We start from the raw sequence: 18,994 nt of genomic DNA on the forward strand, positions 1-18,994 counted from the left end.
GAATGATTAGTGCAATACGTCAGGTGGTCTGCCGGAACGTGTCCAGGAACACCTTGCGGGTGTCCGCCTGGTCGTCCCACTTGAGCTCGGGCAGGTCGAACGTGATCTTGAAGGCCGCGGTGTCGCCGATGGAGACGTACCTCGCCAGGGCGTGCATCGGGACGCCGTTGGGGGTGGTGTAGGTGTACTCCCAGTCGGCGGCCTGCCAGCTCCGGTAGTCCACTGCCTGCAGCTGCACCTGGATGTAGCTCTCCAGACCGCCGTCGGCCTCGAGGCGGCCCAGCTCCGACAGCCCGCCGTCGGCCTGCGGGGTCGCCCGCTCCACCAGGATCCGCATGCCGGAGTCCTTCGGCCCGCTGAACGTGGCCACCCCGCCGGAGGTCGCGAACTTCCAGTCCTCGGGCACGGCGGCGACGAACCCGGAGCCGGTGTGCTCCTTGTAGCCGTCGGGCGCGGCGGACGGCTTGGTGTCCTCCCGGCCGGCCGTGGCTTCCTCGCCGGCACCCTCACTGGCCCCCTCGCTGGCCGCCGTCGTGGCGGTGGGCGCGACCTCGGGAGACCCGCCGGTCATGATGATCATCACGGCGCCCACCACGACGGCCACCGTCAGCAGCGCGCTGATGATCGTCAGCGGCGTGGGCCGCCCGTCGCGCATCCAGGGGCCGTCGTCGTCCTCCGGCCGGCGCCGGCTCTTGCCCGTGCGCGGGCCGGCGCTGGGCAGGGTGGCCAGGCGGTTGCGACCGATGTCCCGCGACAGGTCGCGGGACTGCTCGCGCAGGTCGTCGGCCGAGGCCAGCGGCCACGGGGTGGCGCCGGAGGAGGTGCGGCTGTCCGAGGTGAGCGGCAGGATCGGCTGGGGGTGCGGGCCCGACGCGAGGTCGAGGTCGTCGTCGACGTCGCGCCCGCCCCTGGGGCCGGGAGGCGCGCCGAAGGGCTGCTGGGGGCCTGACGGGCCGGCCAGGGAGTCGTACTCCCGGGATTGCGGGCCCGACTGGCCGGCCAGGGAGTCGTACCCGCGGGGTTGCGGGCCCGACGGGCTGGCCAGGGAGTCGTACGCGCCGGCCATGGAGTCGTACGCGCGGGGCAGCGGCGGCAGCTGGTCGGTGCGGTGGCTGCCGGACGGGCTCGTCAGCCCGTCGTAGGGCATCGAATAGCCGCCCGACGGGCTGTTCAGGGGGTCGTACGGCACCCGCACCGGGCCGGAGGGCGTCTCGACGATCCGCGACGGCATCGGCCCCGACGGGGTCTCCAGCGGCGGCAGCAGCCCGGCGGGAGTGGGGTCGGCCTGGCTGGGCAGCGTCTCCGGCGTGCGCGGCCTGGGCGCGCCGTGCGCGCGCAGCACCGTCTCCAGCATGTCGATGACCTGGACCGAGGTCAGCCGCTCGGCCGGGTTCTTGCGCAGCAGGCCCTCGATCACCGGCATCAGCGAGCCGGCCCGCTGCGGCCTGATCGGGTCCTGGGTGAGCACCGCGCCGAGCACCGCGACCGGGTCCGGCCCCTCGTAGGGCGGGCGGCCCTCGACCGCGGCGTACAGGGTGGCGCCGAACGACCACAGGTCGGCCGCCTGGGTGATCGGCTGCCCGGACAGGCGCTCCGGCGGGATGTACGCGGGCGACCCCATGAGCAGCCCGGTCTGCGTGATCGTGACGTCGCCCTCGATGGCCGCTATCCCGAAGTCGGTCAGCACCACCCGGTCGGAGGTCAGCAGCACGTTGCCCGGCTTGATGTCGCGGTGCAGGATCCCCGCGGCGTGGGCGTGCCGGACCGCGTCGAGCACGCGGATGCCGATCTCGGCGGCCTGGATCACCGGGAGGGGCCCGCTCTGGCGGACGGCCTGCTCCAGGGACCACGCCCGGACCAGCTCCATCACGATCCAGGGCCGGCCGTCCTCCTCGACCACGTCGTGCACGGTCACGATGCCGGGGTGCGTCAGCCGCGCGGCCGACCTGGCCTCGCGCAACATGCGCCGGTGCGCCACCTGTTTGCCGGCGTGGTCCAGCCCGTACGGAAGGATCAGCTCCTTGACCGCCACGTCGCGGTCGAGCAGCACGTCGTGAGCGTGCCACACCATGCCCATGCCGCCCCTGCCGACAGGCGACATCAGTCGGTATCGCCTGCCGATCAGGCGGCCCTGGCCCTGCGGAGCGCCCCCTGCGGCTCCTCCCTCCGAGCCGGGCCCGCTGAGCAAGCGGTCGGCTGCCATGTTCCCGCCCCCATCTCGCCTCATCCGTCACGTGCGTCTTCACGCTACTTGCAGATTGTGAGGATCGTTACGATATCGGCGGGGAATGCCCAAGGGAAGCTGATGTTGCCTTACATCGGCAATGACGTGGGGATATGCCACTATTCAAATGGATCATTTACTCGAATCGGCCAAGGCGAGCAATGCGGTGGTGAACGCCTCGACAGGCGGTTTGACCAGGCCCGCACCGACTTGTCCCGTTCCTGGGACGCGCCCTGCGATGCCGGTGTTGACCACGGGCAGCAGGCCCGTTCTGGCCACGAGCGTGACGTCGATGCCGACCGGAGTGCCGCGGAAGCCGAGCCCGGGGATCTGGTAGGCGGGGTGCTCGGCGAGCGTGATCTCGTACATGGAGCGCGTGGCCCGCACCGCGTCGGCCACCTCGCCGCCCACGAAGCGCACGATGGCCGGTGACGCCGCCATCGCGAACCCGCCCAGCCCGGACGTCTCGGTGATCGTGGAGTCGCCGATGTCCGGGTTGGCGTCGGCGGGGCCGTACGTGCCGAGGTAGAGCCCGTCGGGCACCCCGGCGGGGCCGGTGAACCAGCGCCCGCCCAGCCCCGACACCTGGACGCCGAAGTCGGTGCCGTTCCTGGCCATGGCCACGACCAGGGAGGAGCCGGGGACGTCGCGGGCCGCGTCCGTGCTGACCTTGGCCGCGGCCATGCCGGCGTTGAGGAAGAAGTGGTCGTTGCCGTTGATGAAGCGCAGCACCGCGGCCGCGTCGCCGGGGGCCGCCTCGACCACGGCCGGGGCCAGCTCGCGCAGCAGCAGCGAGGTGGCCGCGCGGTTGCGGTTGTGCAGCTCGTCGCCCATCTGCAGGGCCTGCGCCATCAGCGAGCGCAGGTCGATCGGGCCCGTGCGCTCCAGCGCCCCCGCCAGGGCCGGGCCGAGCACCCGGTCCATCCAGCGCAGCCGGTCGAGGACCTCGGGGCCGTACGCGCCGTAGCGCAGGACCTTGCCCAGGCCCTCGTTCAGCGAGCAGTAGGCGGTGCCGCCGTGCTCGTCGTCCCGTACCTCGAACAACCACATGGACGGGCTCACCACGCCCGCCATCGGGCCCACGGTGGCGTGCTCGTGGCAGGGCCGCAGCGCGACGGCGCCCGCCGCGAGCCGGTCCGCGGCGTCGCGCTCGTCGGCCGCCCGCTCCTCCAGCAACATCGCGCCGATCAGCGCGCCGCGCATGGGGCCGGACGCGCGCTCCCACGAGATGGGCGGGCCAGCGTGCAGGAACGTCCCCTCGTCGAGGACCTCCGACGCCCGGCGCACGCCCACCAGGTACGGGCGGGCGGAGGTCAGCCGGCCCACGGCCAGCTCGTTGGCCTCCTGCCGGCGCGGGTCGGCCAGCACCCTGGCCAGGGCCTCGGCGGTGCCCGGCAGCGGCGGCCGCCAGGACACCGGGGTCGTCGGCACCGCCTGCGCCCGCAGCGCCTCGTCCAGCAGCCCGGCGCCGACGGTGATCACCCGCGGCGGGGCGTCGATCAGGGTGGTCACAGCAGGCTCCTGGCGTGGCGGGCGGCCTGGGCGTTGGAGGTGAACACGGCCGCGCCCGCCTCGCGGAAGGCGGCGGCCTGGCGGTGCAGGTCCTGCGGGTCGCCCTCGGTGCCGATCAGCGCGATCACGACGGTGGCCGGGGTGCGGGCGACCGGGTGGGCCAGCGAGGCGGCCGGGTCGGGGTCGGCGCCGTGGCCCAGGACGACGTCCATGAGCACCACGTCCGTCTCCCGCGCGCCGGCCAGGGCCTCCACGCGCAGGGTGGGGTCGATCATCGGGTGTGCCCTTCCCCTGGTGTAGGCGTCGTCGCCGTAGTCCACGAAGTCGCCCTGCCCGGCCACCAGGGCGGCCTCCGCGCTGAGCGTGCCGCCCGCGTACAGGCCCCTGATCCGCTTGCCCGCCGGGCGGGTGCCGCGCCAGGCCGGCCAGGCGGGCCACTCGGGCACGGGCCTGCCGAGGGCGCGCAGCGCGCGCTCGGTCGCCTCCGTGAGGTCCGGAGCCCCCTCCGCCAGCAGGGCGCGCACCACCGGCGTGCGCAACGGCTCCGCCTCCAGGGCCCGCGCCACCTCGGGGGACGGCGGCTTGGAGACGAGCACGATCAGCTCGGTGGCCGGGTCGTCGTCCAGCATGCGCAGGGCCCGCCGCGTGGACAGGCCGCCCACCTCGGCCGACAGGTCCCGGCCGCCGACGCCCAGCACGTGGCTCACGCCGGTGCCGGCCCAGTCGAGCAGGCACGTCACCTGCTGCGCGCCGGTGCCCGAGGCGGCCACGACGCCGACCGGGCCGGGGGTCAGGACGTTCGCGAAGCCGAGGCCGGTGCCGCCGATCACGGCGGTGCCGCAGTCGGGGCCCATGACCAGGACGTCCTTGGCCTCCGCCAGCTCCTTGAGCCGGCGCTCGTGCTCCACGGTGACGCCGTCGCTGAAGATCATGACCGGCAGGCCGGCCTCGATGGCGTCCAGGGCCTCGAAGAAGGCGTACTCGCCGGGCGTCGAGACCAGGACCAGGTCCGCGTGGGTCCGGGCGGCCGCCGAGCGGGTGGTCAGCGGCGGCTGGTCCTCGGGCGCGGCCTGCGTCCGGTGCGACTCGGTGAGCCGGCGGTCGGCCTCCGCGACGGCCGCGTCGGTGTCGTGGGCGCGTACGGCGATCAGCAGGTCGCCCGGGTCGGCCTCCGGGACGCCGAAGCCCAGGTCCCGCAGGATCGAGACGTTGAGCTCCGTCGCCATGGCGACCATGGCCGCCTCCACGCCGGGCAGCTCCGACAGGGCGCGGCTGACCCGCATGAGGGTGACGGAGTCGTGGTAGGCCCCCCTCCGTACCAGCACCGCCTGCGGGAGGCCGCTCATCGCGACCCGCTCAGGGCGTGCACCGCGCGCACGCCGATGGCGATGCCCTGGGCCAGGTCCGCGCCCGAGGTGTGACCGAGGCGGTGCAGGCGGCGCAGCGCCGGGTCGAGCGCCTGGCGGCCGGCCACGCCGCGCAGCACCGCGATCACCTCCGGGCTGGCCTCGCCCCTGGCCGCGCAGTGCAGGAGGGTGGCCGAGATGGGCGTCGTACGCGTGCGGGCGTCGAACGTGACGGTCGCCGCCAGCCAGTCCGCCAGCCAGACCGCGCGGTCCACCCCCGCCGCCGTGCCCAGGTGCCGCAGCGCCACGAGCAGCCCCGCCAGCACGTCGTCGCCGCTGGGCGTCAGCCCCGGCCCCAGCCCCACGAGCTGCTCCGCCGCCGTCACCGCGCCCAGCAGCCAGCCCTTCGCGCAGCTGCTCGCGAGCATGTCCACGGCGCCGTTGCCGGCCAGCCCGGCGCCCGGCGGCTCGCCCAGGTGGGCCGCCGCCCGGGCCAGGAGGGCCGGGTCCAGCCGGCCCAGCGGCGGGGAGGGATCCCACCAGCGGCGCACGCTCAGGCTCAGCGGGCCCAGGTCGATCACGCGGTCGCCCACCGAGGCGTCGTCACCCACCGTGACGTTCGGCAGCGGGGTCGCCAGCAGCACCGAGTTGGGCAGCCGGGTGGCCTCGCCCGTGATGACGGCGATCACCGAAGGCTCCAGCTCGGTCCTGACCTCCAGGTACACCCCCTCGGCGAACGCGGCGAGCACGCGCGCGGGGCGCCGCTGGGACTCCAGCACGGGCCGCACCGCCGTGCTGGCCGCGCCCGTCACGTGGGTGCGAGAGCGCCGTGCATGAGTACTGACCGTCACCGGACCTCCCAACCGACCTTGGACCTGACCGTAGAACGGCCGGTGAACCCTCCGTACGGGTAAATTTGCCAACAGTCAGCGGGAAGGTTGGCTCTTCCTGACAGACGGCTTCCGGGGTCACAATTCCCACATGGAGCCCCCCGTCCGTCTTGCCAGCACCGGCACGATCATCCACGGCGTGTCCGTCGGAGAGGTGCTGGGCGTGTCCACCCTCGCGGAGGCCAGGCTGATCGCGGGTGAGAGCGGGCTCGGCCGCATCGTCCAGCGGCTCAACGTCATGGAAGTGCCCGACATCCTGGCCTGGGTCAAGCCGCACGAGCTGCTGCTCACCACCGGATACCCGCTGCGCAACACGCCGCAGTCGCTCGGGCGGCTGGTGGCCGACCTGGACGAGCGCGGGCTGGCCGCGCTGGCGATCAAGCTCGGCCGCTACGTGGACGAGCTGCCCGACGAAATGGTCGAGCAGGCCGACCGGCTCGGCTTCCCGCTCATCCTGCTGCCGAACGACGTCGGCTTCGACGACATCCTCAACCAGGTGCTGACGGACATCCTCAACCGCCAGGCCGCCGTGCTCGCCCGTGCCGAGGAGGCGCACCGGGCGCTGGTGCAGGTGGTGCTGGCCGGGGGCGGGCTCAACGAGGTCGCCGCCGAGGTGGCGCAGCTCCTCGACGTGTCGGTGGCGGCCGTGGACGGCTCGGGCCGCGTGCTGGCCACCGCCGGTCCCGACGACCACGTGACGGTCCTGCGCGAGTCCATCTCCCGCGAGGGTCCGCCCACCTCGCCCGCCGGCCGGGCCCGGTCGTTCGCCTCGGTTCCCGTGCTGGCAGGCGGACACCACCACGGCCGGATCGTGGCCTACAGCCCGCCGGGGGCGATCAGGGACAGCGACGTCGGCATCCTGGAGCGCGCCGCCACCGTGGCCGCGCTCGTCGTCACCCGGCAGGAGGCGGTCAACGCCGTCGAGAGCAAATACCGCGCCGACTTCCTGCGCGACGTGCTCACCGGCCGGGCCGGCACGGCGGAGCGGATCACCGCCCGGGCCAGGGCGTTCGGATGGGACCTGGCGCGTGCCGTGACGGTGCTGGTGGCCGAGCTCGACCCGGACGGCGACGAGCGCAGCGCGCAGGACCGGCTCGTGTCGTGCTGGACCGCGGCGATCAGGCGGCACGACCCGCGCGGGGCGGTGGCGGGGTTCTCCCACGAGGTGGTGGCCGTGGTGGACGCCTCGATCGACGCCGCCCGGGTGGCCAAGGACGCCGCCTCGGCCTTCGCCGACGTGCCGCCCGCGACGTTCTCGACCGGCACCTCGCGGCCCAGCCCGGGGGCGGAGGCGCTGCCGGAGGCGTACTCGCAGGCTCTGAAGGCGGCGCGGGTGGGGCGGCAGCTGCACGGGCCGGGGGCGGTGGCCCACTTCGACCAGCTCGGGGTCTACCGGCTGCTGTCGCTGGTCAACGACACGGAGGAGCTGCACGCGTTCGTACGGGAGACGCTCGGGCCGCTGGCCACCGACGACGACGCCGAGAACGCCGACCTGCGGCGCACGCTGCAGGCGCTGCTGGAGACCAACCTGAACGTGGCGGAGACGGCGCGGCGGCTGCACTTCCACTACAACACGCTGCGCTACCGGATCGGGAAGCTGGAGCGGCTGCTCGGCAACTTCACCGACGACCCCCACCTGAGGCTCAACCTGACGCTGGCCCTGCACGTGCTGCGGATGCGGGGCATCTAAGGTGTGGGGTCGTGGACTTCGAACTGCGCTCTGAATTCATCCCGCTGTGTGACCTGCTGAAATATTGCGGGATCACGGAGACGGGAGGCATGGCCAAGCAGCTCATCGCCGAGGGCATGGTGCTGGTGGACGGTGAGGTGGAGCTGAGGAAGCGGGCCAAGATCCGGGCCGGGCAGGTGGTCAGCGGCGAGGGGTTCTCGATCAACGTGGCGTAGGCCGTTGATCGGAGCCCGGCGGCGCCGGCACCCATCGGCACCCTCTATTGTGCTCTCCGACACAGGTAGGAGACATACCCGCTGGTCAGGCGGGAGATAGAGGGTACGGCGTGGCATTCGGGTGGAAGGTGCACGGCGATGGAAAGCGCCTGACGCCGGGTGAGGTGGTCAAGCCGGACGAGCGGCTGAGCTGGCCCAGGATGGTGGGGATCGGGGCGCAGCACGTCATCGCGATGTTCGGCGCCACGTTCGTGTTCCCGCTCGTCATGGGGCTGGACGCCAACCTGGCCGTGATGATGTCCGGGGTCGCGACGATCCTCTTCCTGCTGATCGTGAAGGGGAAGATCCCGAGCTACGTGGGGTCGAGCGCCTCCTTCGTCGGGGCCGTGGTGGCGATCAGGGCGGCCGGGGGAGGGGACGCGACCGTCACCGGGGCGCTGCTCGTGGTCGGGGTCGTGCTGGCCCTGTGCGGGTACGCCATCCACCGGCTGGGCGTCGGCGTCATCCACCGGGTGTTCCCGCCCATCGTGACCGGTGGGGTGGTGATGCTCATCGGGTTCGGGATGGCCTACGTGGCGGCGGACGTCTACTGGCCGAAGGATCCGTGGGTGGCGCTGCTGACGATGGCGGCGACGTTCGTGTTCATCGGGCTGTTCCGCGGGTTCCTCGGGCGGATCGGGGTGCTGCTGGGGCTGGTGTTCGGGTTCCTGCTGTCGTGGGTGTGGGACCTCGTCGGGGGGAAGATCCTGGCGCCGGACGACAGCGGGAAGGTGACCGAGCACTTCCGGGTGAACCTGGACGCGGTCGCGCAGGCCGACTGGGTGGGGCTGCCCTCCTTCCACGGGCCCGTGTTCGAGGTGTCGGCGATCGTGCTGGTGCTGCCCGTGGTGATCGCGCTGATCGCCGAGAACGTGGGGCACGTGAAGGCCGTGGGCGAGATGACGGGGACCGACGTCGACGCCTACATGGGCCGGGCCGTGCTCGCCGACGGGGTCGGGACCGTGGTCGCCACGTCCGTGGGCGGCTCCGCCACCACCACGTACGCCGAGAACATCGGGGTCATGGCGGCCACCAAGGTCTACTCCACCGCCGCCTACTACATCGCCGCGGCCATCGCGATCCTGTTCGGGCTCTGCCCCAAGTTCGGCGCGCTCATCGCGGCCACGCCCGGCGGGGTGCTGGGCGGGGTGACGACCATCCTGTACGGCATGATCGGCCTGCTCGGCGCCAAGATCTGGATCGAGAACCGGGTGAACCTGTCCGACCCGGTCAACCTCGTCCCCACCGGCGCGGGGATCATCTGCGCCATCGGGCCCGTCGCGTTCCCGATCACCGGCACCTTCGCGCTCAGCGGCATCGCGCTCGGCACCATCGTGCTGCTGCTCGGCTATCACCTGCTGCGCGTCACCCGGCGGTCGCCCGCACAAGTGAGCTGACCCCGTGTGCGCGAGCTTCTCTCTGGTCGGCGGGGCAGATTTGGCAGATCATGCCCGTGTAGGAGCGTCCCATCGGGCCTAATGTGCCCGCAACGGAACGTGTCGCCGGCACAGCGCCCAGTGCAAGAGGGGCTCGCATGGTTATGGGATGGACCAAACACGGTGACGGAAAGCACCTGGCACCCGGTGAGGTGGTCAGGCCCGACGAGAGGCTGACCTGGCCCCGCATGGTGGGGTTCGGGGCGCAGCACGTGGTCGCGATGTTCGGGGCGACGTTCGTGTTCCCCCTGGTGATGGGGCTGGACCCGAACGTCGCCATCATGATGTCGGGCGTCGCGACGATTCTGTTCCTGCTGATCGTGAAGGGGAAGGTGCCCAGCTACCTGGGCACCAGCGCGTCCTTCGTGGGCGGCGTGTTCGCCATCAGGGCGGCCGCCGGCGGCGACACCGCCGGCGCGGACGCCATCGTGACCGGCGCCATCCTGGTCGCCGGATTCGTGCTGGCCCTGGCCGGGCTCGCCATCCACTTCCTCGGCGTGGGCATCATCCACCGCGTCTTCCCGCCCGTGGTCACCGGCGCGGTCGTGATGCTGATCGGGTTCGGGCTGGCGTTCGTGGTGGCGGACGTCTACTGGCCGCAGGACCACTGGGTGGCGCTCGTCACGATGCTGATCACGTTCGTGGTGATCGTGGCGTTCAAGGGGTTCATCGGGCGGATCGGGGTGCTGATCGGGCTCGTCGCCGGGTTCCTGCTGTCGTGGGTGCTGGACCGGACGGCCGGGCAGATCACGTCCGTGCTGCCGGGCGCCAACCTGCGGGACGCGGCAGGGGCGAGCTGCCCGGTCGAGGGCACGTACTGCGTGGCGACGGCCTTCCCGCACGACCGGGTGAACTTCGAATCGGTGGCCTCCGCGCCCTGGTTCGGGCTGCCCAGCTTCCACGCGCCCGATTTCAGGACCTCGGCCGTGCTGCTGGTGCTGCCCGCGGTGATCGCGCTGATCGCGGAGAACATCGGGCACGTGAAGGCCGTGGGCGAGATGACCGGGACGGACGTGGACCCGTACGTGGGCCGGGCCGTGCTCGCCGACGGCGTCGGCACCGTGGTCACCAGCGCCGTCGGCGGGTCGCCCACGACGACCTACGCCGAGAACATCGGGGTGATGGCGGCCACCAAGGTCTACTCGACGGCCGCCTACTACATCGCGGGCGTCATCGCGATCGCGTTCGGGCTCTGCCCGAAGTTCGGAGCGCTGGTAGCGGCCACGCCGGGCGGCGTGCTCGGCGGCGTGACGGTGATCCTTTACGGCATGATCGGGCTACTGGGCGCGAAGATCTGGATCGAGAACCGGGTGAACTTCGCCGATCCCGTGAACATGGTTCCGATCGGCGCGGGCATCATCCTGGCCATCGGACCTGTGCAGCACTTCATCGGCGGCGACTTCGCCCTCGAGGGCATCGCGCTCGGCACGCTCGTGGTGCTGGGCGGATACCACCTGCTGCGCGCCATCGCCGGGCGCAGCCCCGAACAGGTCAGGAGCCAGACCGGGTGAAGCCACCGCCGTTCGAGTACCACGCTCCCCGCGACCTCGGCGCGGCGCTGCGGACGCTCGCCGAGGTACGCGGGAAGGTGCTGGCCGGCGGGCAGAGCCTCATCCCGATGCTCAACATGCGGCTGGCCGCGCCCGAGCACCTCGTCGACATCAACCGGATCCCCGAGCTGGCCGGGATCGAGGTGACGCCGGCGGGCGTCCGGGTCGGCGCGCTGGTCCGGCACTCCGAGGCCGAGCGGGCCGCGGCGCACCCGCTGCTCACCAGGGCGCTCAAGCTGGTCGCCCATCCCGTGATCCGCAACCGGGGGACCGTGGTGGGCAGCCTCGTGCACGCCGATCCGGCCGCCGAGCTGCCCGCCGTGCTCGCGGTGCTGGGCGGGCACGTGCGGGTGGCGCGCTGGGACGGCGCCGGACCGGGTGGCGGCGTCCGCACGCGGGACGTGCCGGCCGCCGAGTTCTTCGTCGGGCCCATGGAGTCGGCGGTCGGGCCGGGCGAGCTGGCCGTGTCAGCATTTTTCCCGGCATTGGGGGAAGGGGACGGGGTCGCGTTCGAGGAGGTCGCGCGCCGGCACGGGGACTACGCGCTGGCCGGGGTCTGCGCCGTCGTCACGCCCGGCGGGCCGGCGAGGCTCGCGTGCATCGGGGTGGGGCCCGTTCCCGTCGTCGTGGAGCTGGGGGAGGCCGACTGGGGTACGGCGGCGCAGGCCGTGCGGGAGGCGACCGAGCCGGACGCCGACATCCACGCCTCAGCCGCCTACCGCAGGCATCTGGTGGGCGTGCTGGCCGAGCGGGCGCTGCGGAACGCGGCGCGGGAAGGGGTGGCGGCCCGTGGAGCATGAGATCACGCTCGTCGTGAACGGCACGGCCAGGCGGGTGCGCGTGCCGTCGCGGCGGCTGCTGTCCGACTGCCTGCGCCACGACCTCGGCCTGACCGGCACCCACGTGGGCTGCGAGCACGGCGTCTGCGGCTGCTGCACGGTGCTGCTCGAGGGGCAGCCGATCCGGTCCTGCCTGACGTTCGCCGTGACCGTGGACGGCGCCGAGATCACCACCGTGGAGGGGCTCGCCCCCGGGGCCGGCCTGCTGTCGCCGGTGCAGCGCGCGTTCGCCGAGTGCCACGGGCTGCAGTGCGGGTTCTGCACGCCGGGCTTCCTGTGCACGGTGACCGCCCTGCTGCGGGACAACCCGGCCCCCACGGAGGAGGACGTCCTGGAGGGGATCTCCGGCAACCTGTGCCGCTGCACCGGCTACCAGAACATCGTCAAGGCCGTCCACCGGGCCGCCGAGCTGCTGGCGGAGGAGACATGACGACGAGGCTGTTCGGCGAGCCCGTACAACGGCGGGAGGACCCCCGGCTGCTCACCGGTCAGGGCCGCTACCTCGACGACCTGGGCCGCGACGCGCTCGCGGCGGCGTTCGTGCGCTCGCCGCACGCCCATGCCCGCATCCGGGACATCGACGTCGCGGCGGCGCTCGACGTGGAGGGCCTGGTCGCCGTCTACACCTGGGAGGACCTGCCCGAGCGGGTCGGCCGGGCGCTGCCGCTGCTCATCCCGCACCCGGCACTCACGCACGGCCGCACCGCCTACCCGCTGGCCAGGGAGGTGGTCAGGCACGTCGGCGAGCCGGTGGTCATGGTCGTGGCCGCCGACCGGTACGCCGCCGAGGACGCCTGCGCGCTCATCGAGGTCGACTACGAGGTGCTCAAGCCCGTCGTCGGCCTGGAGGAGGCCGTCCAGGGGGCCCAGCTGGTGCACGAGGACGTGCCGGGCAACATCGGCGCCCACCTCGTCCAGGAGGTCCCCGCGGCCGACGGGCGCGGCGCCAGGGAGGCGATCGAGGCCTCCCCGCACACGCTCGCCTTCCGGCTCGACATCGAGCGCAGCGCCAGCATGCCGCTGGAGGGCCGGGGCGTGTACGCCCGCTGGGACGGCCGCGACCTGCGCGTCTACTCCAGCACCCAGACCTCCACGAGCGTCCGCATGGCCGTGGCCGCCGCTCTCGGGCTGCCGCTGCCGCAGGTCGAGGTGATCGCGCCCGACGTGGGCGGCGGCTTCGGGGTGAAGATCGTGCACCCGTGGCCCGAGGAGGTCCTCGTCCCGTGGGCGGCCATGACGCTCGGCCGCGAGATCAAGTGGGCCGAGGACCGCCGCGAGCACTTCATCTCCTCCGCGCACGAGCGGGGGCAGGTGCAGTACGTGCGGGTGGGGTTCGACGACGACGGGCGCGTGCTGGGGATGGACGTCACGATCCTGCACGACCACGGCGCCTACACCCCTTACGGGATCATCGTCCCGATCGTCACCTCCACGCAGCTCCTGGGGCCGTACAAGCCCGGCTCCTACCGGGTCGAGTTCACCGCCGTCTACACCAACACCGTGCAGGTCACCCCCTATCGCGGGGCCGGGCGGCCGCAGGGCGTGTTCTGCATGGAGCGCACGATGGACAAGATCGCCCGTTACCTGGGCAAGGACCGGACGGAGGTGCGGGAGGTCAATTTCATCCGGCCCGACGAGTTCCCGTACGACCAGGGCATGACGTTCCAGGACGGGCGGCCGCTCATCTACGACAGCGGGGACTACCCGGAGATGCTCCGCATGATCAAGGAGCTCATCGGCTGGGACTCCTTCGAGCGGCGCCCCGGGCGGGGCATCGGGATCGGGTGCTACGTCGAGGGCACCGGCGTGGGTCCGTACGAGGGCGGGCACGTGCAGATCACCTCCGACGGCCGGGTGCACGTCTCGACCGGCCTGACCTCGCAGGGGCAGGGCCACGAGACCGCGTTCGCGCAGATCGCGGCCACCGAGCTGGGCGTGCCCATCGAGCGCGTCAGCGTGGTCACCGGCGACACCCGCAGGTTCGGCTACGCGGTGGGCACGTTCGCCTCCAGGGCGGCCGTCGTCAGCGGCAACGCCATCGCCCTGGCCTGCCGCAAGGTGCGCGAGAAGGCCCTGCGCATCGCCGCCGAGGCCCTGGAGGCGAACCCGGCGGACCTGGACATCGCCGACGGCCTGGTGCACGTGGCCGGCTCGCCGTCCGCCTCCATCCCGCTGTCCACGGTGGCGGTGCTGGCCAACCCGCTGCGCTACGCCTTCGACGAGGAGACGGCCAAGGCCACCCAGTTCTCCGGTGCGGCCTCCCCTGACCGGCCGCCCATCGCCGAGGGCGAGGAGCCCGGGCTGGAGGGGCGGGACTACTACTCGCCGATCAGGTCCACGTTCGCGGCGGGCATGCACGCGGCGATCGTCGAGACCGACCCGGACACCGCCGAGATCAAGGTCGTCAGGTACGCGGTCGTGCACGACTGCGGCCGGCTGATCAACCCCATGATCGTCGAGGGCCAGATCCACGGCGGCGTGGCCCAGGGCATCGGCGGCGCCCTCTACGAGCGCATGGTCTACGACCAGCACGGCCAGCTCGTGAACGCCTCCTTCATGGACTTCCTCATGCCGTACGCCACCGAGATCCCCCACGTCGAGACCGGCCACCTGGAGACCCCGTCGCCGCTCAACCCGCTCGGCATCAAGGGCGCGGGCGAGGCCGGCGTGATCCCCGTCTCCGCCGTCATCGCCTCCGCCATCGAGGACGCCGAGGGCTTCGAGATCGACCGCATGCCCATCTCCCCGTCCGAGCTCTTCGACCTCCGGATCGCCCGTACGCGGTGATCGCGACCGGCCGCGTGGGATCATGGGGGCCATGCGCGCGCCCGACTCCGGCCTGACCGCCTTCCCCGCCGTCCCCGACGACGTCCGGCTGATCGACCTGGCCTGGAACGCGATCGCCGAGGTGCCCGGCCGGGTGGCCGGGCTGGCCGCGCTGGAGGAGCTGCGGCTCGACGGCAACGGCCTGCGCGCGCTGCCCGACCTGTCCGGGCTCACCGCGCTGCGCGCGCTGCACCTCGACGGCAACGTGCTGACGTCCTTCCCCGGCTGCCCGCCGAACCTGGAGACCCTCCACCTGTACGGCAACCGCCTCGCGGAGCTCCCCGACCGCCTCCCCGGCACGCTCCGGCACCTCGCGGCGGGCGCGAACGGGCTGACCGCGCTGCCCGCCTCGCTGTGGAAGCTGACCGGGCTCGAATCGCTCAACGTGGCCCAGAACGCGCTCACCGAGATCCCCGCCGCCATCGGCGGGCTGACCCGGCTGCGCATGCTCGACCTGGGCCACAACCGGCTCACCGAGATCCCGCCGGAGCTCGGCGACCTGCCGCTCACCGACTACCTCTACCTCAGCGACAACCTGTTCACCGAGGTGCCCGAGTCGATCGGGCGGCTGGACCGGCTGGCCTACCTCAACCTGACCGACAACCGCATCGCCCGCCTGCCCGACTCCATCGGATCCATGGCCGCGCTGGTGGAGCTGCGGCTCTACAACAACCGGCTGGAGGCGCTGCCGGGGACGATCGGCGGCCTGACCCGGCTGCGCGAGCTGCACCTGCAGGGCAACCGGCTGCGGGAGCTGCCGGAGACACTGCCCGCCGGGCTGTGGCACCTGGACCTTCGCGACAACCGGCTGCGCCGGCTGCCCGAGACGTTGCCCGCCGGGCTCAGGCAGCTCGACCTGCGCAACAACCGGCTGCGGGAGCTGCCGGAGAGCCTGGCCGAGACCCTGCCCGGCCTGGAGAAGCTGGATCTGCGGTGGAACAAGCTGGACGGCGAGCCCGAGGTGCTGCGCCGGCTGGCGGCGCGGGGCTGCGTCGTCCTGAGGTGAACCGGTCTCGCGGTGAACCGGGACGGGTGGGGCTGCGTACCCTCGCACATGACGACATTTCCACGTCTGGCCGCTTTCGCGCTGCTGGCCGGACTGGTCGCCGGCTGCTCCTCCGGGAGCGGCTGGAGCGACTACGTCGCAGCAGGCAAGTCCCAGCCCGCCAACGCCGCCCCCCTCACCGTCGAGCAGCTCTCCGCCAAGGTCGGCTGCAAGCCGAAGATGCAGGTCGACGCCGAGGAGGTGCGCACGGCGTACTGCAAGACCCAGGACGGCGAGTTCTTCGTCAACACGTTCGCGACCGAGAAGCTCAAGGACGAGTGGATGGACCGGGCGCCCGAGTACAACCCGCACCTCGTGGGCCCGCGCTGGACCGTGCTGGGGCCGCTGAAGGTGCTGGAGGCGATCAGGGGGCCGCTCAACGGCGACCTGCACCTGACCGACCACCGGGTCTCGCAGACGCCGACACCTAAGTAGCCGGTCTGGGTCTGAACCGCCGCCCGGGGTGCTGCGTACCTCCGCACATGACGACAATTCCACGTCTGGCCGCTTTCGCGCTGCTGGCCGGACTGGTCGCCGGTTGCACCTCCGGGAGCGGCCACGACCACGTCGCAGCAGGCGGACAGGCCGGGCCCACCCCCCTCACCGTCGAGCAGCTCTCCGCCAAGGTCGGCTGCTCGCCACGCATGCAGGTCAACGCCGCCGAGCTCCGTACCGGGTACTGCAAGACCCCGGACGGCGAGTTCTTCGTCACGACGTTCCGGAGCCAGGCCGGTAAGGACGCCTGGATGGACGCCGCCCCCGAGTACAACCCGCACCTGGTCGGCAGCCTCTGGACGGTCCTGTCCAGCCGCAAGGTGCTCGATCTGCTCAAGGAGCGGCTGGGCGGCGACCTGCACCTCACCGACCACCGGACCAAGAAGATGCGGGTCGTCGGCTGACGCCCGCAGACCCGGCTAACGTCCGCGGACGAGCTCGTACTGGGCCCTGATCTCGCCGGCGGTGGCCACCCGGTCCAGGAACATCAGGCCGTCCATGCGGCAGTCGCACGGGTTCTGCTCCCTGGTGTTCTGCGGGTAACTGCCGCCGATCTTGATGCCTCTGGGGTCGGTCGCCGAGGTGACGTCGGGCTCCGGATCGCCTTCCAGCCCCCACGGGTCGCCGGCCACCGTGCGGAAGCCGTCGAGCGGGCGGCCGTCGCGGTAGAGGCGCATCGTCCCGGTGTCGAAGTCGAACGTGGCGGCGAGGAACACCCACCGGTCGCGCGGCAGGATCTCCTGCCACGGCCGGTTCGCGGCGAACGTCTGGGAGGCGGACCCGTCCACCCTCCTGGCCAGCGCCACCACCCGGAGCTCGCCCTCGACCGTGATGAGCTCCAGCAGCGCCCGCACGTCGTGGCCCTGCGAGTTGCCGCTGAGCACCCCCGCCAGGCCGATCGCGTTGAAGCGGTCGGCGGGGTCCGGGGTGTTGGAGTTGGGCGCGGGGCCCGCGCCCAGCATCTTGAACCAGCCCATGACGGTGGCGCCCCGGACCGCGTTGAAGGCGCGCAGGGTGGGCACGCCGGGCTCGGTGTAGACGCCGGCCTTCCAGTCGTCGTTTCCCGCCGTGGCCGGATCGACCTGCCGGGTCTCCAGGGCGTTCGTGCTGCCCCGGTACGCGCCGTCCGGGACGCGCATCGCGGCGCCGCCGTTGACCAGGGTGATCGCGGTGCCGGACAGGCCCTGGTCCTGCTCGCGGGCGGGGTCGCCGGGCAGCGGGTGCTCGAAGTCGTACGCGGCCACCAGGTTCGGGCGGAACGAGGGCAGCACCCCGGAGGGTGCGTAGGCGGCCCCGGTGACCTTCCAGATCCTGCCGTCGGCCTTGGACAGCACGTACAGCTCGCCCGCGCCGTCCTGGCCGAACCGCAGGTCCACCCGGGCGCTGCCGGCCAGGTCGGGCATGGTCACGGGCTTGCCGGCGGCGTCCACCAGGCGCGGCTGGTAGATCGTGGCCCGGCCGGCCTGCTCGCGCATGTGGGCGGCGACGGTGTAGAAGATCCGGCCGTCCACGATGTCGCCGAACAGGTATTTCCCGTACAGGAGCGGCAGCCGCCCGCCCCGGTAGACGAACCCGCCGACGACGGCGTGACCGCTGTCGGCGTTGCAGGGGTGGCCGGGCGGCGGGTCGTGGTCGTAGGCGGCCACCGGGTACGTGTAGCCGTACCGGGCGTCGTCGTCCGGCAGCGGGTAGAGGTGGCAGCGGTCGGCCTTGTCGAAGACGAAGGCGCCCTCGCGCTCGCTCCAGCCCAGGTTGTCCCCGGGGCCCACGTCGTAGACGGCCTCGATGGCGTGCTCGCCGATGTGGCCGAGGAGCAGCCGGCCGCGGTCCCAGCTGAAGCGGTGCGGGTCGCGCATGCCGTAGGCGTAGATCTCGCCCAGCTTGCCCTCCTGCCCGGCGAACGGGTTCGAGGCGGGGACGCCGTACCTGCCGGTGGGGCTGACGGGGTCGATCCTGAGGATCTTGCCCTGCGGGATGGCCAGGTTCTGCGGGTCGTCGCTGGAGGCGCCCCGGCCGCCGTCGCCCGCCGCGACGTAGAGCAGGCCGTAGTCCGGGTCGCCCGGGCGGGCCGCCGGATTGAAGTCGATCTGCTGGATGCCGTGGATCTGGCCGGAGAAGCCGAGCCTGAGCACCTCCCTGCGGGTGCCGGAGAAGACGCCGGCGCTCGGGTCGGCGGCCGTCCACTCGGTGATCACGCCGTGGAACCTGGTGCCCGGCTGGGGCGGCAGGTCGGGGGTCTTCGTGGTGAGCGCGGCGCCCCACTCCGTGTGGACGGTGTAGAACCGCCCGTTCGACCCGAACTCGGGGTGGAAGGCGGCGAAGCCGAACCCGCTGCCCAGGCCCCGGCCGGAGACGAAGTCGGGCGCGAACGCGGCGGCCACGTCCAGGTACTCCTTCGGCTGCCGGTCCCTGCCGAGCAGGTAGAGCTTGCCGTTGAGGTCGTTGACGTACCGGCGGTGGGAGCCGTCGGGCAGCTCGCCCAGGTAGTTGATCCGGGCCCAGCGCACCAGCCGGGGGTCGGTCGGCTCCGGGATCGTCTCGGTCTTGGGGAAGGAGGCGAACTCCTCCAGGGTCAGCGTGAGCGCCGACGGGGTGGGCTGCTCGGGGATGGGGTCGTCGATCGGGACCGGCTCCGCGGCGGCGGCCGGTGGCGCGCACAGCGCGATCGTCAGGAGGGTGGCGGCGAGGATGCGAAAGGCGGGCATCGGGGGGTCCTCTCGCGGGCGCCCCGGAGGGCGAAAGCGCTTTCGGGACTTTCGGATCGTAACCCGGCGCGGGGGACTGTCAAGAGCGCCGTACCCGGAGCAGCTGGCCCACCTCGCGACCCTGATCGACGAGGGCGCCCTGGTGGTCGAGGTCGCGGAGTCGCATCCGCTGTCCGAGCTCC

At 72.6% G+C, this 18,994-nt stretch carries 15 protein-coding genes; 10 read left to right on the forward strand and 5 right to left on the reverse strand.

Going from position 1 to position 18,994, the window contains the following annotated elements; all coding sequences use genetic code 11:
* Window positions 1-19: 19 nt before the first annotated feature.
* From AB0J69_RS10595 to AB0J69_RS10610, 4 genes are all read right to left on the reverse strand, one after another.
* On the reverse strand, window positions 20-2,101 hold the full coding sequence (locus AB0J69_RS10595) for a protein kinase (protein ID WP_364115122.1): 2,082 nt from the start codon (window positions 2,099-2,101) through the stop codon (window positions 20-22).
* Between the two features lie 255 nt (window positions 2,102-2,356).
* The gene (locus tag AB0J69_RS10600; RefSeq protein ID WP_364115124.1) at window positions 2,357-3,736 is read right to left on the reverse strand and encodes a DUF1116 domain-containing protein; all 1,380 of its coding nucleotides are present in this window, start codon (window positions 3,734-3,736) and stop codon (window positions 2,357-2,359) included.
* Window positions 3,733-5,082: an FdrA family protein gene (locus tag AB0J69_RS10605; RefSeq protein WP_364115126.1), complete on the reverse strand. Its 1,350-nt coding sequence runs from the start codon at window positions 5,080-5,082 to the stop codon at window positions 3,733-3,735. The genes AB0J69_RS10600 and AB0J69_RS10605 overlap by 4 nt, the downstream gene beginning before the upstream one ends.
* Window positions 5,079-5,933 (reverse strand): DUF2877 domain-containing protein, encoded by an 855-nt coding sequence (locus AB0J69_RS10610; RefSeq protein ID WP_364115128.1) that lies wholly within the window; start codon window positions 5,931-5,933, stop codon window positions 5,079-5,081. The genes AB0J69_RS10605 and AB0J69_RS10610 overlap by 4 nt, the downstream gene beginning before the upstream one ends.
* 130 nt (window positions 5,934-6,063) lie before the next feature.
* Here AB0J69_RS10610 and AB0J69_RS10615 point away from each other — a divergent pair, with 130 nt between their 5' ends.
* From AB0J69_RS10615 to AB0J69_RS10660, 10 genes are all read left to right on the forward strand, one after another.
* A complete protein-coding gene (locus tag AB0J69_RS10615) occupies window positions 6,064-7,662 on the forward strand; it encodes a PucR family transcriptional regulator ligand-binding domain-containing protein (RefSeq protein WP_364115130.1) in 1,599 nt (532 codons plus the stop codon).
* Between the two features lie 11 nt (window positions 7,663-7,673).
* A complete protein-coding gene (locus AB0J69_RS10620; protein WP_364115132.1) occupies window positions 7,674-7,877 on the forward strand; it encodes an RNA-binding S4 domain-containing protein in 204 nt (67 codons plus the stop codon).
* Between the two features lie 110 nt (window positions 7,878-7,987).
* Window positions 7,988-9,313 (forward strand): solute carrier family 23 protein, encoded by a 1,326-nt coding sequence (locus tag AB0J69_RS10625; protein ID WP_364115134.1) that lies wholly within the window; start codon window positions 7,988-7,990, stop codon window positions 9,311-9,313.
* A 137-nt stretch (window positions 9,314-9,450) separates the two neighbouring features.
* On the forward strand, window positions 9,451-10,863 hold the full coding sequence (locus tag AB0J69_RS10630) for a solute carrier family 23 protein (protein WP_364115136.1): 1,413 nt from the start codon (window positions 9,451-9,453) through the stop codon (window positions 10,861-10,863).
* Entirely contained in the window at window positions 10,860-11,702 is an 843-nt protein-coding gene (locus tag AB0J69_RS10635) for an FAD binding domain-containing protein (RefSeq protein ID WP_364115138.1), read from the forward strand. The genes AB0J69_RS10630 and AB0J69_RS10635 overlap by 4 nt, the downstream gene beginning before the upstream one ends.
* On the forward strand, window positions 11,692-12,171 hold the full coding sequence (locus AB0J69_RS10640) for a (2Fe-2S)-binding protein (protein ID WP_364115140.1): 480 nt from the start codon (window positions 11,692-11,694) through the stop codon (window positions 12,169-12,171). Before AB0J69_RS10635 ends, AB0J69_RS10640 begins: the two co-directional genes overlap by 11 nt.
* Window positions 12,168-14,528 (forward strand): aerobic carbon-monoxide dehydrogenase large subunit, encoded by a 2,361-nt coding sequence (cutA, locus tag AB0J69_RS10645; RefSeq protein ID WP_364115142.1) that lies wholly within the window; start codon window positions 12,168-12,170, stop codon window positions 14,526-14,528. Before AB0J69_RS10640 ends, cutA begins: the two co-directional genes overlap by 4 nt.
* Window positions 14,529-14,559: 31 nt before the next feature.
* Entirely contained in the window at window positions 14,560-15,573 is a 1,014-nt protein-coding gene (locus AB0J69_RS10650) for a hypothetical protein (RefSeq protein ID WP_364115144.1), read from the forward strand.
* Between the two features lie 48 nt (window positions 15,574-15,621).
* Entirely contained in the window at window positions 15,622-16,047 is a 426-nt protein-coding gene (locus AB0J69_RS10655) for a hypothetical protein (protein ID WP_364115146.1), read from the forward strand.
* Between the two features lie 47 nt (window positions 16,048-16,094).
* The gene (locus AB0J69_RS10660; protein ID WP_364115148.1) at window positions 16,095-16,511 is read left to right on the forward strand and encodes a hypothetical protein; all 417 of its coding nucleotides are present in this window, start codon (window positions 16,095-16,097) and stop codon (window positions 16,509-16,511) included.
* A gap of 15 nt (window positions 16,512-16,526) precedes the next feature.
* On the opposite strand, the gene AB0J69_RS10665 is transcribed toward AB0J69_RS10660, so the two are convergent.
* Window positions 16,527-18,812 (reverse strand): PQQ-dependent sugar dehydrogenase, encoded by a 2,286-nt coding sequence (locus AB0J69_RS10665; protein ID WP_364115150.1) that lies wholly within the window; start codon window positions 18,810-18,812, stop codon window positions 16,527-16,529.
* Between the last annotated feature and the right edge of the window lie 182 nt (window positions 18,813-18,994).

The organism is Nonomuraea sp. NPDC049709, assembly GCF_040674815.1.
GTDB lineage: Bacteria > Actinomycetota > Actinomycetes > Streptosporangiales > Streptosporangiaceae > Nonomuraea.

What these genes read in the sequence shown, in the direction of transcription:
- AB0J69_RS10630 (WP_364115136.1), top strand. Translation starts at nt 9,451, where the DNA reads ATGGTTATGGGATGGACCAAACACGGTGACGGAAAGCACCTGGCACCC.
- AB0J69_RS10665 (WP_364115150.1), bottom strand. Translation starts at nt 18,812, where the DNA reads ATGCCCGCCTTTCGCATCCTCGCCGCCACCCTCCTGACGATCGCGCTG.
- AB0J69_RS10595 (WP_364115122.1), bottom strand. Translation starts at nt 2,101, where the DNA reads ATGTCGCCTGTCGGCAGGGGCGGCATGGGCATGGTGTGGCACGCTCAC.
- AB0J69_RS10650 (WP_364115144.1), top strand. Translation starts at nt 14,560, where the DNA reads ATGCGCGCGCCCGACTCCGGCCTGACCGCCTTCCCCGCCGTCCCCGAC.
- AB0J69_RS10615 (WP_364115130.1), top strand. Translation starts at nt 6,064, where the DNA reads ATGGAGCCCCCCGTCCGTCTTGCCAGCACCGGCACGATCATCCACGGC.
- AB0J69_RS10660 (WP_364115148.1), top strand. Translation starts at nt 16,095, where the DNA reads ATGACGACAATTCCACGTCTGGCCGCTTTCGCGCTGCTGGCCGGACTG.
- cutA (WP_364115142.1), top strand. Translation starts at nt 12,168, where the DNA reads ATGACGACGAGGCTGTTCGGCGAGCCCGTACAACGGCGGGAGGACCCC.
- AB0J69_RS10655 (WP_364115146.1), top strand. Translation starts at nt 15,622, where the DNA reads ATGACGACATTTCCACGTCTGGCCGCTTTCGCGCTGCTGGCCGGACTG.
- AB0J69_RS10605 (WP_364115126.1), bottom strand. Translation starts at nt 5,082, where the DNA reads ATGAGCGGCCTCCCGCAGGCGGTGCTGGTACGGAGGGGGGCCTACCAC.